The organism is Bacillus sp. AFS031507 (genome assembly GCF_002584635.1).
Lineage (GTDB): Bacteria > Bacillota > Bacilli > Bacillales > Cytobacillaceae > Neobacillus.
This window is the reverse complement of the sequence record NZ_NUOW01000015.1, coordinates 23,953-40,119: the sequence shown is the minus strand read 5'-3', so window position 1 is coordinate 40,119 and position 16,167 is coordinate 23,953. Positions and strand designations below refer to the sequence as shown.

At 38.2% G+C, this 16,167-nt stretch carries 12 protein-coding genes and 4 pseudogenes; 3 read left to right on the top strand and 13 right to left on the bottom strand.

Translation table 11 applies throughout. From position 1 onward, the window contains the following. Nucleotides 1-11: 11 nt before the first annotated feature. Nucleotides 12-881, bottom strand: coding sequence for an ROK family protein (locus COE25_RS15915; protein ID WP_098933296.1), 870 nt, complete (start codon nucleotides 879-881; stop codon nucleotides 12-14). Between the two features lie 250 nt (nucleotides 882-1,131). Then, nucleotides 1,132-1,683, bottom strand: a pseudogene (locus COE25_RS15910) (carbohydrate ABC transporter permease); the annotation flags it as partial. Nucleotides 1,684-1,746: 63 nt separating this feature from the next. On the opposite strand from COE25_RS15910, the pseudogene COE25_RS31615 reads away from it, so the two are divergent. After that, nucleotides 1,747-1,994, top strand: a pseudogene (locus COE25_RS31615) (transposase); the annotation flags it as partial. Between the two features lie 275 nt (nucleotides 1,995-2,269). Here COE25_RS31615 and COE25_RS30800 read toward each other — a convergent pair. From COE25_RS30800 to COE25_RS30235, 8 genes and pseudogenes are all read right to left on the bottom strand, one after another. Next, nucleotides 2,270-2,557: a hypothetical protein gene (locus tag COE25_RS30800; RefSeq protein ID WP_180247514.1), complete on the bottom strand. Its 288-nt coding sequence runs from the start codon at nucleotides 2,555-2,557 to the stop codon at nucleotides 2,270-2,272. Between the two features lie 3 nt (nucleotides 2,558-2,560). Beyond that, nucleotides 2,561-2,854 carry a hypothetical protein gene (locus tag COE25_RS30795; RefSeq protein WP_180247513.1) on the bottom strand — a complete coding sequence of 98 codons (294 nt, stop codon included), beginning with the start codon at nucleotides 2,852-2,854 and terminating at the stop codon, nucleotides 2,561-2,563. Between the two features lie 37 nt (nucleotides 2,855-2,891). Continuing rightward, on the bottom strand, nucleotides 2,892-7,727 hold the full coding sequence (locus tag COE25_RS15895; protein ID WP_098933293.1) for a discoidin domain-containing protein: 4,836 nt from the start codon (nucleotides 7,725-7,727) through the stop codon (nucleotides 2,892-2,894). Nucleotides 7,728-8,930: 1,203 nt separating this feature from the next. Further along, nucleotides 8,931-9,113 carry an aspartyl-phosphate phosphatase Spo0E family protein gene (locus COE25_RS30250; protein ID WP_142354480.1) on the bottom strand — a complete coding sequence of 61 codons (183 nt, stop codon included), beginning with the start codon at nucleotides 9,111-9,113 and terminating at the stop codon, nucleotides 8,931-8,933. Nucleotides 9,114-9,153: 40 nt separating this feature from the next. After that, nucleotides 9,154-9,339, bottom strand: a pseudogene (locus COE25_RS32280) (immune inhibitor A domain-containing protein); the annotation flags it as partial. A 321-nt stretch (nucleotides 9,340-9,660) separates the two neighbouring features. Next, nucleotides 9,661-10,190 (bottom strand): annotated as a pseudogene (locus COE25_RS30790) (IS6 family transposase); the annotation flags it as partial. 206 nt (nucleotides 10,191-10,396) lie between these two features. Next, a complete protein-coding gene (locus COE25_RS15880) occupies nucleotides 10,397-11,287 on the bottom strand; it encodes a LysR family transcriptional regulator (RefSeq protein ID WP_098933291.1) in 891 nt (296 codons plus the stop codon). A 72-nt stretch (nucleotides 11,288-11,359) separates the two neighbouring features. Next, nucleotides 11,360-11,503, bottom strand: coding sequence for a hypothetical protein (locus tag COE25_RS30235; RefSeq protein WP_218964325.1), 144 nt, complete (start codon nucleotides 11,501-11,503; stop codon nucleotides 11,360-11,362). Between the two features lie 453 nt (nucleotides 11,504-11,956). On the opposite strand from COE25_RS30235, the gene COE25_RS15870 reads away from it, so the two are divergent. Beyond that, nucleotides 11,957-13,249: a helix-turn-helix domain-containing protein gene (locus tag COE25_RS15870; protein WP_098933289.1), complete on the top strand. Its 1,293-nt coding sequence runs from the start codon at nucleotides 11,957-11,959 to the stop codon at nucleotides 13,247-13,249. 348 nt (nucleotides 13,250-13,597) lie between these two features. On the opposite strand, the gene COE25_RS15865 is transcribed toward COE25_RS15870, so the two are convergent. From COE25_RS15865 to COE25_RS31605, 3 genes are all read right to left on the bottom strand, one after another. Beyond that, nucleotides 13,598-14,206 (bottom strand): GntR family transcriptional regulator, encoded by a 609-nt coding sequence (locus COE25_RS15865; RefSeq protein ID WP_306572581.1) that lies wholly within the window; start codon nucleotides 14,204-14,206, stop codon nucleotides 13,598-13,600. Between the two features lie 352 nt (nucleotides 14,207-14,558). Then, nucleotides 14,559-14,696 (bottom strand): hypothetical protein, encoded by a 138-nt coding sequence (locus COE25_RS30785; RefSeq protein WP_180247512.1) that lies wholly within the window; start codon nucleotides 14,694-14,696, stop codon nucleotides 14,559-14,561. Further along, complete coding sequence (locus COE25_RS31605) at nucleotides 14,693-15,016, bottom strand: peptidylprolyl isomerase (protein ID WP_257208850.1); 324 nt, start codon at nucleotides 15,014-15,016, stop codon at nucleotides 14,693-14,695. The genes COE25_RS30785 and COE25_RS31605 overlap by 4 nt, the downstream gene beginning before the upstream one ends. Before the next feature lie 168 nt (nucleotides 15,017-15,184). Here COE25_RS31605 and COE25_RS15855 point away from each other — a divergent pair, with 168 nt between their 5' ends. Next, complete coding sequence (locus COE25_RS15855; RefSeq protein ID WP_098933288.1) at nucleotides 15,185-16,057, top strand: AraC family transcriptional regulator; 873 nt, start codon at nucleotides 15,185-15,187, stop codon at nucleotides 16,055-16,057. Nucleotides 16,058-16,167 lie beyond the last annotated feature (110 nt).

Here is a 16,167-nt window from a genome sequence, read left to right as displayed (position 1 = left end):
ACCACTCCTCTTTAAATTCTTTCGAATACTCGCAATCCTGCACCAACAACACCATTATTCTGCGCCAGTGTACTGATGCTCATCTGATCTAATAGATGCTGCTGGTCAGGAAGTTGATAGACTTTTAGTTTCTCTTTGATTAACTCAAGCAGAAAAGGGTTATTTACAATGACACTGCCACCGAAGACCATTTTGTGCGGGTCTATTAAACTAGATATGGAATAGAGCCCTTGGGCTAAATGGCTGGTCACCTCGTCGATGATAGACTGATATTCCTGTGACCCGTTTAAATATCCAGTAAAGACACCCTTGGTTGGAATCCCCGCTATTTTCTGGATTCCTGGACCGGCAGCGATTTTTTCCAACCTATCGTTGCCTTCCTTCGATAAAACTGGAATCAGTCCCAGCTCCCCTGCGAATCCAGCACCTCTGAAAAAGGAACCATTATGAATGATGGAACAGGCGATTCCTGTACTGATCGTCACGTAAACAAAGGTTTCATTGGTTTTTCCCTGTGCTGCTTTCCACTCAGCAAATGCCGCCATATAAACATCGTTATCAATCGTGATTGGCTTGGCACCAAATTGCTCCTGTAATCGGGCGCCAAGGGGAAACTGCTGCCACTGCAAATTGTTTTGAAAAACGGCAATGCCTTTCTCTCGATCGACTTTCCCAGGTACCCCGACGCCGATTCCTTCAATCTCAGAAACTGATGTCCCCTCAAGAACTTGTTTCACCGCTGTTACTACTTGTTTAAACATGTTTTCACGGTCGGAAGGATCACTTTTCACTTCCGACCGTTGAAGCAGCTCTCCCGTTTCCGAAATGACTCCCGCTGCAATCTTTGTCCCGCCTATATCAATACCAATTGCCCTTTTCATGTTCTTGCACCTCTACTGTCAATTTTGATTTATTCAAGTGTAACTGCTTATCTGTTGAAAAAATTGATGTAATTGGGAAGACGAGTTTTCTTCAAAAAATCCATTTCACGCCCTTTATATCAATGGGTTGATGGCACAAGTTAAACGGAAGAAAAACTCATAGAAATTAGACTATGAGAATAATAAACTGATTATTGTAAGTAATTATATTATAACACATCAGGATGTAGGGTCAACCCAACAGGTAAATTTATTTTCCACTTCCAGCGGTCATTCCTTCGATAATTTTATCTGACAACCATAAATAGAAAATAAGGATTGGAAATATGATAATAACGACTCCTGCGAACAAACTTACCCAATCAGAATTATATTGCATCGCTTGATAAAATTGGTATAAACCGACGGACAATGTGTATTTTTCATTTACATTCATATATGCTTTTGCAAGTAAAAACTCATTCCATAATCCAACGGAATTTAAAATCATTACGGTAACTAATCCAGGACTAGCCATCGGAAGCATACCCCTCCAGAAAATAGCGTTTTCACTTGCCCCATCTATGATTGCTGCTTCCTCTACATCTGAAGGGAAACTTTGAAAAAAGCCAGTCAGAATGAAAATTGTAAACGGTAGGGACAACGCAATATAAACAATGATCAGGCCAATAAATGAATTAATTAATCCAATTTTTATTAACAGTAAATAAATCGGAATCAATACAGCTTGATAGGGAATACCGATTCCAATAACAAAGACATTTGTTAGAAACTCCCTGCCAATAAAGTTATACCTTGATAAAACATAAGCGGCTGGTGTTTAACTTATCTTTTATATTCAGTATATTTCTGAAAATGAAAGGATGTGTCCTTTACGGGTCATCAAAATGCAAGCAAAAAATTCAGTGAAGACTTCAAAAAATGGTGGTTGATCTTTACCGTTCTGGTAGCTTAGTAAAAGATTTAACCAGCGAATATGGCGTTTCTGAAGTGACGATTTATAAATGGATCAAAAAGTTTTCCCCCATCGATTTAGAAGACGGTTCTTTTGTTACTCCAAATGAAATCATCAATCTACAAAAACAAATGCGTCGTCTTCAAGAGGAATTGGAATCGGATATATCCATAACTCTTGTGATTGCATCCTTTCCAATTTCCACTTTGTTCTTTGCTATGTTTACAAAGCTTGACCCAGCAGCTGAAACTTTATTGAACTTGAATTACTGCCCTTTCGGGAGTGTAACGCTCACCGCAATGGCAGTAAATAAGAACATCGACAGCATCTTTTTCATAAATATTAATTTCCCCTCCAATCATAATAAAGATTGTGATGTTAGGGTTAACGGGTTAACCCTAACATCACTAAAGTAACTAAGAGACTTTTATTTTTATTTAGCTACATAAGCAGGATTCTTTGCATAAAATTCAACCTCTGCAACAGACAGCATAAGTGGTCCACTATGCGATTCCTCAAAGTTAATCGATAACTTTGTAAATTTAGTTCCAGTAGGTATCGCAGCTTCAGCAAGGTCGAAAATGACCGATTTATCGTCAAATTGAACAGTTTTTGCGCCTAAATCATATTCCTTTCCTGCTTCAGTATAGGCTTTGGCACTTAGTGTTTTAATTTTGCCGGTCGTATAGTGCGGGCGATTATAAACGATAAATTTAGTCAATTCTCATGGTTTAGTAAAGTTAAAATCAACGGGTAACAGTAATGAAATTCCATCTTCTTCAGTGAGATTCCATTTCAATTCCGCCAAAGAACTTTCACTTATCTCACCGTCAATCAGCTTGGCAAAAGCTGCTGCACCGCCTTGCATCTTTTCTCCTTCACCAGTAACCGCTATATCTTTATTCGATAATTGTAGTTCCTTTGGCTCTTGTGGTTGTTCAACCTCTCCCGGTTCCTTGCCTGGATTTAAAACCTCTCCTATTTTATCAATAGTTCCAAAGGCTGTATTAAATGGCATCTGAGTTTATTCTCTTGATGTCAAGCTTTGAATTGCATTACTTTTGTGTCAATACATATTGAGCGTCTCGTAGCAAATAGTTTGCCGCTTCGCTTGAAATGTGCTTCCCTCTTTGCGCCTTTACTTCATTCACAAAGCTGATCAAATCGTTGTTTGCCAATTTTGCCAGCAGACTATTGGTAATTCCGGCATTATCGATCCCATTGTTATCAGCATAGCGTGTCACCATTGCCTTTAACGAATCGATGCTGGCCACCGTTGTAAACTGAACGGTCTTGCTTACCTGGTTGCCGGCCAAGTCAGTGGAGGATACAACAAGTGTATGCTGCCCAAGGGGCAACGTATAGAGCGGGATCTTCGTTCCGATTTCATAAGAATGCGAATCAAGCGTCACCGTCGTTTTGCTGTTGTCGACACCCGATAAGTTATCGGTCAGTTTTATCTGAGGCGTCAAATCCCCGGAATCCTCATAAATGCTGTTGTCTCTCGGTACGGTCACCGCGATCACCGGTGCTGCCTTGTCAATGCTAACGGTAACTGTATGCGCTTGTTCTACGTTTCCTGCTTTGTCTACGCTCCAATAGACAAGCTTATGAACTCCTTCTTCTGACAATACGACAGATGTTCCCGTTTGCTTCGCGCCATCATTTACCGTGTAGTAGGTATTGGCTACACCTGATCCGCTGTCGCTAGCGCTTAAGGTTACCGTGGCATCTTGTTTGACCCAGCCGCTCGGCGCATTGTCCGTTGTCGTTGGTGGTTGTTTATCCCCTACAAAGACATTAATCTCCGCAGCCGTTGCCCACCCGTTAACGCCCGCCGTTGCTTCGAGCTTGACGTACGATGCATCTGTCGGATTAAAAGTTGCTGCTTTCTCCGTATTGTCATTTGCCCAAGTTCCGCTTGCAACCTTAGTAAAGGTCACCCCATCCATACTTACATATAGGTTATAGCCTGTAATATTTCCGTTACTGCCTGATGGCCTTGGTAAATACGATATTTTATCAATATTGTAGGTTCCCCCAAGTTTTAAGGTTATCGATTGGGGAAGGATATCGGATTTATCCCACTTTGTATGCCATATAGTCTGCGGGTTTCCGTCAATCGCCATGGATGCTGCATTATTTTCGTTACTCGTTTCCTGGCTTGTCGCCGTTGCCGTCATTTGCGACTGAGGGATCTTATTTACTGTTATGTTAATTCTTGTTTTCAATGGCACGTTGTTCGGGTTATCTATTCCCTTAGGCAGGGTTACTGTTCCTGGTACCGTGAAGGTTTGCACGGTATTGGCATTCTGATCGTAGTTAGCGGAACTCAAATCCCATGTCACATTCGCATCAAAATTCCCCGCATCGGTTACCAGCGTTACGCTGTCGGGCAAGCCAAGAGCAGTCGCAGTTTTTGCGGTTTTGAGGGCAAGCCCGGTAATCGGTGCAGGTGCTGTGATGCTTGAAACAGTTGCATGATCGTTTTGGTCTTGGCCGTATAGTACCAGTTCGGCCATGCCTACTCGATAACCTCCGCCCGCAACTATTTGATTGATTGTTACACGAACATACTTAATATTCTCATACGACTTAGCAAAAGTTTCCGGTGTGAACTGCTGTCCACCTACGTAACGGCCATCTAGAGCTTTTTGCCATACTTTGCAGTCACTTGATACTTCCAAATCATAATTGTACCAATTGCTGTCTTTTTCCCAATATATACGACTTCCTGTTAAGGTTTGAGGTTTATTGAACGTAACAGTTACCGATTGCGGTAATGCCGTCGATTTGGCCAGCCATCCGGTACCTATAGTTGTATCTCCATCTCTTAACTTATCGGTGCCTCGACCAGGTTCAGTATCCGATGATGCCTCGATCGTTTGAATAGCTTCATCGGGAATAATAACACCCGGTAACTGTTCATCAGCCTGGAAAACCTTAAATTCATATAAAGACGCCCAGTCATTATTCGTTATGCTACCTACAATATTTATCCTTACATATCTGCCCCTACAGTCAGTCTCTTCTTCTCCGTTAGGAGCTGTATTTGTTGATCGGTCTTCAACCTTATTCCATAGTAAACCGTCTTTTGAAACTTCAATGTTATATTTATATACATCATTTCGCTTCTCCCAAAGCATCTTGAAACCTTTAATTGAATAGATTTTCCCTAAATCTACCTTCAACCATTGAGGCAAAGATGACCCACTTGCAGTCCATTTTGTAGATTCATCATTATCTACTGCATTTACAGCATAGTTTCCTGTTTGCTCCGAAGAGCTTGTAATTGGCTTTCCAATTGCGATGTTTTTATATGAGTCTTCCTTAGCCTCTAATTTTTCAACCCCGCCAACCCAAGGAGTATGTTGTCCGTCTTGCACAAACTGTCCTTGGTAAGGCAATGTGCTTACCGTTTGAGTCGCAGAAACCAAACCATCGGATTCAGCAGTAATTTGTATATTTCCGCTTGTGCCGGAAGTTCTTACAAATGCGAAACCAATTCCTCCTTCTACATTTTGCTCTTCAACCCCGATTCTTGGAATATCTTTGCCTACAAGTTGACCTTCTCCAGCTACAGAGATTTTAATTTTTCCTGTATAATTCGGAACAATTGTTCCGTCTGCATCGACAACTTTGAAATACACAGGAATTAAGTCGGAACCATCCGCTATCGGTTTGATACCTCTTTCCCGGACTTCGATTTGGAGGTGATTGGCCTGACCAGGTGTCCGAACGGTATGAGTTTTAACTACAGCTCCATTTAATATAGCTTCTGCTCTTAATTCTCCTGCAACAAACCGATCCAAATTGAATGTAAATATCGGACTTCCACCTTTTCTTACTATATTAGGATTTGATTTGGAAGCCTCTGCTCTTGTAATTTCTTTCACCAATACGTTATTTTGATATAACTTTACAGAATCACAGTTGCTGAAAACATTGACAGAAAGACTTGATGTGGGAGAATACTCGCTTGCAATAAACACCATTGGACCATACAACGGGTCCCTAGCGGATTGCATCGACTGCAGCCAGTAGTAGCCATACTTTTCATATCTATCAATATCTACAGTCCCGCTGCCTAATGTCTTCGTAGTTGAACCACGAATATAATCGTTCCAGCTCCACAGGAAATAACCGCCGATTCGGTTATTGGCATCAAGACCGCCCCAATCCGAATATCCATTGCCATTTAAATATTTCTGACGCGTCATCACTTGGGTGTTCATGACAGCTTCACCCTCTTTTCTGAGCGCCTTACTGGATTCTTCAAAATCTCCCCATTCACGAGTAAAAAATGGTTTGTTCGGACTAAAATCCGTCCATCCAGCTGGGTCTGTACTCCAGTTCGTATCGACCACTTTGTAATTAACGTCATAATATGAACCCTTAAGACCATAGTCTGCCGCTGTATAAAATTGGTTTCCAGGATACTCAGCATGCGCAGCTTGAGTTACTTCTTGCGCCCAGGACGAAGGGTATGCGGTTTCATTCAAGGAAGTTTCCCACAAGATAACCGAAGGTCTGTTTCGATCGCGTCGTATCATTTCACGGGCATCCCGTAAAGTTAAATCATAAAATTTAGTGCTTGGTGTGAAGTTTTGCCATCCCGGCTGACACTCTATGACCAATAATCCAATTTCATCGGCTGCATCCAAGAAGGCAGGATCATTTGGATAATGAGTAGCGCGTACCGCATTAAATCCGTTTTCCTTGATTTGTAGCGCATCGCGATACTGCATGGAGTTCGAAGCAGCATCCCCTACATTTTGAAACGATTGATGTCGATTGGCCCCTCGTAAGTAGATCCTTTTACCATTGAGATAAAAGCCATCCGACTTATACTCGATAGTTCGAATGCCTAATTTAGTCGTAATCGAATCAACCAAGCTTGATGCGTTGTAAACCTCGCTAACCAGTGAATACAAGTACGGTGAATCAATGCCCCACAAGTTAGGATTTACTACGGTTAAATTTTGATTAAATTGATTATCCCCGCCTGCAGCTATACTTGTTATGTCTGTTTCACCTTGTGCGACAACATTTCCATTCTTGTCTACAAGCTTGCTGATGACTTTGGTTTGTGCAGAAGCATCACTTTCATTAACTACATGAGTTTTTACATTAACCGTTGCGTTGGAGCTTGACACCTCAGGGTAAGTGACAAAAACACCGCCGCTGGCTGTTTTGTTGGCTTGTAAAGCATCGGAAATATGCAGCTTGTTCGTAATTCTCATAATTACGTCTCGATAAATTCCACCATAGTAATGAAAATCAAGATTCGCAAGCGGTTTGCCTGGCGGTGTATCAGGATTGTCAAAGCTGGACACCCTTACCGCCAACACATTGGTTTGTCCATATTTCACCTTGCTTGTAATGTCCACGGAATAACCTATATACCCGCCATTGTGGGTGTAAATTTTTTCTCCGTTCAAATAAACATCACTATCGATCATTACACCCTCAAAATCAATATTGATTGTTTTGCCCCTATAACTTTCATCGATTGTGAAATAATGTCTGTACCAGCCAATTCCCTGGTAAACAGCGCTCGCGCCATTGGCATGCTTTTTTTCAAGTCTCATCGTATGTGGAATTGTCACTGCAGCAAAAGCGCCATCGTCGAAGCCAACACTCTCAGCGCCTGCCAGATCCCCTCGATAAAATCCCCAATTATTGTTAAAATTTAATATCGTTCTTTCATTACCGAGTTCTGAACCTCCAACTCCCTTTGCTTCGTTTCCTCCCGACGAAGTTGCGGCCCGCGGATTCACCGATTCTGCTTCTGCACGTAATGGCGGAGTGAAACTCGTCAAAAACATAGGCAAAAATAATAAAATGGCAATCAGGGCATTGGTAACCCTTTTGTAATACTTACTGGGCAAATCCTCTCCTCCTTTAAATATAATATTTTGATAGAAGGCGATACCTGTATGCTGTTAAAAAATATAGCGAAAATAACCGCAAATACCACCATCTACTGTAATCTAGCTTACTTTTATTAAAGAATAATGGTGGTTGATCTTTACCGTTCTGGTAGCTTAGTAAAAGATTTAACCAGCGAATATGGCGTTTTGAAGTGTCGATTTATAAATGAATCAAAAAGTTTTCCCCATCGATTTGGAAGACGGTTCTTTTGTTACTCCAAATTAATTCATCAAGCTACAAAAACAAATGCGTCGTCTTCAAGAGGAATTGGAATCGGATATATCCATAACTCTTGTGAATTGTAGTGGTTTTCCGGAAATGAATTTCCGATTGTCTTTAACTCTTCGTATGGTTTATTGGCTTATACAATTCCTAGCGGATCCACATGGAAGAACAGAAAGACAGCCCCCTTAAAAACTCAAAAACTTGCAAATTTTCCTATTGATGGATAACTTTTTTTATCTCCACCACCCTTTCTATATTTATATATATATTTATATATCTAAATATATAAGCGTAATTAAGTATGACCTTCATAGAGCCTTAATTTGTGGTTTTCGTATAATGAGAAATGAAATTTGATTTAATAAAAGATTACGTAAAATCTATATTGATAGGGAATTTGAGATTGAGAAATGATCGTCGATGATGTTAAAGGGATGTGTTGTCATTATCAATTTAGCCTTTCGTTGCCTTTTTTATTTGTAATGCCCTTGCTGCCTACTGGGATGCATTTTCTGTTTTATTTCTAATATAAGCATCCCCACCTCTCTTTCAGTCTTAATTAAGGAAATTTTCTGTCATTTATAATATATAATAAGTCAGGTTGATGGGTCAACCCTTTAATATAAATATCCTGATAGGGGTACCGTCAGGATTATGCGTTTTTACAACGTTAAGGCAGAAAAACTTGTATTAATAGGGTTTAATCTATTGAGATGTAATCAGTTTTGAGACAAATAAGGGGGAGCCAGTGTCTCATATGATTTGTCTCAAAAGTCTCATCGTTGTTAAATCATTATTTTTAACCCTATAAATAGCTTAGCTTTGTAAATCTGCATTTCCCAGACTACATCCCTCTTAAATGAAGATAGTTTTTTTTTATATTTGCAAAAATAGATATAACTAATGATAAGTCGACAATAATGGACATATATCAACTAACAAACAACTGCATGCATATACATATGGATATAGATCAACTTATCAAGATCTTGACTGCATTTGATAGTTATTTTATCTGCAAATCCATAAGTCATTCCTAGTTCAATCAATTCTTTCCGTTTGTTCTCTATACACTCTGGTAATTCCCTTACTTGACGTGTTAAGACTGTCGGTAGCACGGTTCCCTCTCACCTCTTATATTTTTCTGTTCTAATAGAATCATCCAATTTTGTGGCGCTCGTAATAAGTCATATCATTCTTAGCCATAACCCAAGGTGTTACCTCACCATCAACATGCCAGTACCCAGCTGATTGTTGGTAATAATACTGGTCTACTGATATGAAGTTTCTTCCTTTATAATCTTTGTATCCATCAGGACTAAAGAATAAATTTTTATAATCAGAATACTTGTAATCAACCGCTCCTTTCTTAAAATTCTAAATTTCCCATACTGATCATGCCTCTTTTTTAGAGTAATATTATCCCTATGTCCAAGAGTTAGAGATTCGTTGCAAGTGTTTTGAAGTTCTTGCACCAGAACCAAATAAATAATATAAGCTGCTTCAGTTAGTGTTCTTGGCTACTGCATCTTATATTAAAACTTTAAGTTTTTACGCGTTTATAGTAAAATCATGAAATATTATGGTAACCATAACATTATTTTATTGAAATTCAGGATTATATTTATATGCATCAGTCCAAAAAGTCTGGTTCTGGTGCAAAAAGAACCCTATCATGGGAAGGACTCGTCTCTTAATGAATCGATGATCCTGTTCCACGATGGTGTTCAACTATTTTACTTGTCTTATTTGGATGCTTTCCGGCATCTTTTTTTCATTTTTCAACTGTTGAATCGCTACTGGATAGGCTGGACTTTTATCTACTGTTATTACACGAGGTCTGGCAACATACGAAATAGCCAGGGCTTTTTTCAAAAAGCGCTTGGCTGATTTGGCATCTCTCGTTTTACTATAGAAAAAGTTAATGGTATTTCCTTTTGAATCAACTGCACGATATAAATACATCCATTGTCCTTTTACTTCGATGTACGTTTAGTCCACTCTCCATGAGTCATTGGTTTGTTTGAAATGACGACGGATTCTCTTATCTAATTCAGGACCATATTGATGTATCCAACGCATAATGATTGTGTGAGCAATGGATAAGCCCCGTTCCTGCATCATTTCCACTAAATCACGAAAAATAAGTGTGTACCGTAGATACATCTCACCGTTAACAAAATATTGTCAGCCAGTTAATGCTTCCATTTGAACAAATTTTGTTTTTCCATACTGATTACACACCTTGTTTAAAGTAATAGTATCAGTATGTCCAAGAGTTAGAGATTCATTGCAATTGCTCTAAAGTTATTGCACCAGAACCTGGTTCCACCTGTCATAACGTTACCTCGCCACTAATAACGGTGTTATATCACTACTAAAAGAATATCGTTCGACTTTTTTACTCCATAGTAGAAATGCTATTCCAAATTTTTTGGATTACATTAATAAAAGATTGAATTGTTACTACGTTTTCTTTTTCCTTCAACGTAATGATTGAGGTTTTTACTTTTACCTTGTTCTCAGTAACTAGGATCGGGACTAAATCACCATTGCTAATTTCCTTTTTTATGCAGACACTGATTCCCAACCCTACCCCTATATTATTTAATACGGCCTTTTTGATTCCTTCTAAACTTCCAATTTCTATTACGTTTTGTGATGAGAGTTTCGATTGTCTCAAATATTTACTCATCATCGTTTCATAATATCCATCAGCTTGATATTTAATTAAAGGATATTTCGTCAGTAATTGGTCTTCAGGGTACCTCGCATATAAATCTTTAGAAACCACTAGAACCATGTCGTCCTCTGCAATCACGATGTTTGTCATTCCATTTTTACTTAGCTCGCCCGAAATAATCCCTATATCGTATTTGTTAGATTCTATCCCTTTTATAATTTCATCCCTTTTACAGGAAATCAACTTAATCTGTACATGGGGATATAGCTTCAGGTACTCAGATATGACATAAGGAAAATAATTCGCACAATAGCTTTCACCAGCTGCAATCGTTACAATGCCAGACGAATTTGAAAGTTCGGTGAATGATGATTCAATCTCCTCTACTATGGAAAAAAGCTGATCCGTATATGTTTTAAGGATTTCACCTGCAGGTGTCAAAAAGTTCTTCTTTCCAATCCGTATAAATAGCTCCTGATTTAATTCTTGTTCGAGCGTCTGAATTTGTACAGTTACAGCAGGTTGAGTAAAGTTTAACTTTTGCGCAGCCTTTGTAAAATTTAAGTACTCTGCTGCGAATTTGAAAGTTTTCAGATGTTTTAATTCCATAATAGTTGCTCTCCATACTATCAAATTTTTTGGACTGGTGCATAGCTGAATATCAATAAAATAATGTTATGGTTACCATAGTACACCACTGCCTGTAGGCAATCCCCCATCACCTAATCCAAGAATAAAGCGCATCGCTAAAATCGCAACAAATGACCCAACCATACCTGTTAACAATGAAAATAGAGATATAATGAATGTTGCTATTACGATCACTTTTCTCGAACCAAACTTGTCTGAACCCCCCTGCAAAAAGTGTCATACGCCCACTACTTAACCAGAAGCTGCTAATCACCATACCACTCTATGTTTGGGATAAGTGCAATTCTTTACTAATCGGTATGATCGCAATATTCATACCAAACAACGTCAAAGAATCAACAATCCATCCTAGGAATAGTAATGAAAAGATAAAATGACGTTTCCTATTGCTCATTTGTACTTTTTCCATGGTTGTCCCGCTTAATAACCATCTTTTAAAGAACATTCACGTAACCTATAAAAGATTTGCCCTCCTTTAATTTCATTTTAGGTCTATTTTGGGTCTCGTCCTAAATTATAGCATATCTTTTAAATTCCGATACAATATTCTGAAAAAATACGAAGTTTCGTTTTTAGGTTTTAATACCCAATTTCTGTTACACTATGTAGTGGAAGGAGCGAAGGACATTGAGTATAATACTCGGTTTACTTGGACCAAGTGATTCAATTGAAGTAGTTCAACAATTTTTGAAGAAATTCAACGACATAATTTGTATTCCAATAGAGTTCTTAACTGAGGAGGATTTAAATCAACGTGTTTTACCACGTAAGAATGAAATAACAATGTGGCTTTGTACAGGGCCAATTACATATGATAGAGTTCAAAAATGGGGGAAAATATCCGATCCTATTTTTCACATCCCATTCCACGGTACTACTATATATAGCGTATTCCTGAAACTATCACATGAACATCAAATGAAAGTTGATGAAATCAGTTACGATGCTTTCTCTCGTGACGCGATTGAACGAATGTTACAAGAAGCTGGTATTAAAACATCCGTACAATATGTTGAATCAGAAACGATAGAATTACAGTCGTTAATCAACTTTCATTATCATTGCTACGAAAAAGGCTATACAAAAGCAGCAATGACAGGTCATCCAATTCAAGAACAATTACAGAATCTTGGCGTACCTGCCTATCGAATATTCCCATCAGAGACTTCTGTTACCTCTGCTGTATATGAAATTCGTAGAATGTACGAAATGCTTCGTTTTAAAAGAGCTCAAATTGCTGTACAAATTGTTGAATATGATGCTGCTTTTGCAGGCTTGGCAAATACAGCATTTACAACTGAAAAGCTTCATGAAATTGAACTTGAATTTATGAAGAAATTGCGTAGTTATACGAAAAAAATTCAAGGATCTATTCTTACAATTGGTCCAGGACGTTATGTGATCTTTTCAACAAGAGGTTTTTTACAAGATATTACCCATGGCTTCACACGTATAGCAGAGATCGATTCGTTTAAAGGATTAAAGGTAGAAGCAGAGACTTGCGGAATTGGAATTGGTCATTCAGCATACGAAGCAGAAATCAATGCATGGAACGCTTTATTACAAAGCAGAGAGTGGGGAAAAGGTTCATGGGCAGTTTGTTTTGATGATAAAAGAATTGCAGGCCCACTCGGTAAAGAAGAACAACTTACGTATTCATACACATCAGACGAAATGCAATCAATTAGAGAAAAAACATCCCTCAGTGTAGCTACGCTGCATAAATTGAAGTCTATTATAAAAAAGCGTTTAAGCGAAGACATAAGTGCAAATGAACTTGCCCAATATATGCAAATAACAACGCGTAGTGCTCGACGTATTTTGAGTGAGTTAGAGGCAAATGGACTTGCCCTTGTTATAGCAGAGGAAAACCCACGCACGAAAGGTCGTCCAAGGAAAATTTATAAACTATTATTATAAAGGGACTATTTGGAACACATACTGATTCTGGTGCAAAATGGTATGAATTTTTCAAAGCTATACCATATTTGTACTAGAATCATTTTTTTTATCATCTGTACCAAATGTAAGGAAATTGCTAGGTCAAACGATATGATAAGTGGTAAAGGATATAAGGTAAAAAGAAAGTCAGGATCTAAACGGGGTCGGGGTAGCGTCAGGAAAATGCGGATATACAACGTTTAGGAAATCCAAATAAGAATGTAGGGAGTTCATGAACTGTAACCAGAGGAAAATTGGGAAATGGGGTATTGTAAAAAATAGATCAATTGAATCACTCATAAACAAATGTTATGAGTGATTCAACGATTAGGTTAATTCAGTGTAAAAGCGGCAGCGATCGCCTCGCACTATGGATATACAAAATTCAACAGGCAACCCATTGGCATCAAAGGCTGTTCTTTCCAGCAGTAATGCCGGACGGCCTTCCTCCGTTTGCAGGTATTCACTTTCTTCAGCACGAATGAGGACGGGTTCAAAAGCCTCTTTTGCTCTAGTCACTACTGTATTAAATTGTTGTGCATATAAATCATATAAAGATATTTCGCCCACTTTTTTTAACTTCTCCGGATCGGAAACCACCTGCTTTGGAATGAAAGATGATTCCAAAATATAAGGTTCACCATTTGCACAGCGAAGACGTTTCATTTCAATGACATTCTCTTCTTCTCCAAGCTGTAATGCTTCGCAGATTTTTGCCGTCGGCTTAACTTCTTCAATTTTCAGAATGATATCCTTAGGGTTCAAGCCTTTTTCTTTCAATACTTTACTAAAGCTGTAAAATCCCATCAATGACTGCTGCAATTTTGGTTTTGCCACGAAGGTACCTTTTCCTTGGATTCGGTATAGAATTCCTTCCTGTACAAGCTCCTCAATCGCTTTTTTTGCCGTGTTGCGACTCACACCAAATTGATCCATTAACTGATTTTATGATGGGATTTTATCACCAAGTGCCCAATGACCTTTTTCAATTGAATCCTTTAATCTTTCCATTATTTGATGATAAAGCGGGATTACACTTTCATGCTGCAATGGTTCCATTTTTTAACCTTGCCTCCAAACCATACTTTTAATTACCTAAATTATATCACCAATACTTGTTGAGTCAACCCAACAACTATATTTTGCCAAACTATGATAATAATTGTCTATCGGATATTGATAGACCCTGATAAAACCTTAAAAAACTACCAAGATCCTATTACGCAAGAACTCCTTATTTTTTACTCTACAAATGGTATATATGAGTGAATAACCACCTGATCTGGCCTCAGGCCTTCTTCATCAAAATGGTTGTTTCCTTCGTTTCCTCAGAATAAAATTCACTTTCATAACCTAAATATCCGCTAAACTGACCAAAGCAGCTGAAATCAAGCGGCTTTTCAGCCTCTTTCACGTTTCCACTCAAAAAACACAGCTTTTCATCAGCGGCTTCCCAAAGTAATCGATGATTTGCAGAGCTCTTTTCCAAACGAGGCACCGCTTTTTCCAAAGATATTCTTGATACAATTTCAATTGTATAGCTATATAGGCATCGATCACTATGGTCCACATATCTTTCCCATAAGCTGATTCAAGCGCAGCCACATGAAGGGTTTGTTTTTTACCCGAATCTTTACCGTCCTTAGAGCCAACAACCTTTGTAGTTTCATTACTCTGACAGGCTATTAAACTAAGAGATAACAAAGCTGTCATTCCTGACAATAAAAACTTCTTTTTCATCTTCATTTTGACCCTCCTCCTTATTTTCACTTTCTAGGTAAAGTATTCGTAATATTAAAACGCTTTCAAAATCAACATCTTGTCCAGTTTTTTAGATATCTTGTTTTCATTGTAATAATTCACTAAAAATCCTATAATTCATGTAACAGATTGCAAATGAAGGAGGGGAATCATTTGTCAAATGAAATCTATGAGATTCCGCAATCGGAACAGGGCCATCTTCCAGTAAAACTTCTCTATGTAACAAAATCAAAATATGATAAAGATTGGCATAGCACCAATCATACTCATCACTTTACTGAAATATTGTATATTACTAAGGGCAAAGGGACTTTCATTTTTTCCAAAAAAGAAATTCCCGTCAAAGAGCATGATTTAATTGTTATCAATCCGAATGCCGAGCACACGGAAAAGTCTAGTGTCGACCACCCCCTTGAATATATTGCACTTGGCATCCAAGGTCTCGCTTTTTCATCTCCAGATGATCCCGGATTACAGGTAACTTTTTTCAATTATAAACAGGAGCAAAACGTCTATCTCTTTTACCTCCAGCAATTGATTGAGGAAGTGGAGAACCAAAAGGAAGATTATGAGTTGATCATACAAAACATATTAGAAATTTTGTTGCATAAAATGATGAGGAAAAAAGCATTTAACTTGGAGAAAACCTCTACTAAAAAGATTAATAAAGATGTGGCCATTATCAAAAATTACATTAAGCAGCATTTTCGCGAAGAGATCAATCTGGATACTTTAGCTGAGGCCGGTCATATCAATAAATACTATCTTTCCCATTCCTTTAAGAAATCAGTCGGTGTTTCACCCATTGAATACTTAATTCAAACCCGGATTAGGGAAAGTAAAATCTTGTTAGAAACTACCAATTACCCAATTTCAGATATATCAACTATAACCGGCTTTTCATCCCAGTCATTCTTTGCCCAATCCTTTAAACGTGTGACGAATCTATCTCCTTCACAATACCGAAAAGCTGAGAAATACAAAAAAACTATACTAGAAAATCCAAAAGCATCAAAAGATAAATAGATATACAAATAAGTCAGAAAGATAGCTTATTAGATACCTCAATTTATTCAAATAGCTTTTCATATTTTTAAATTAAAATAAAAAAACCACAGTATCAATAACTGTGGGAA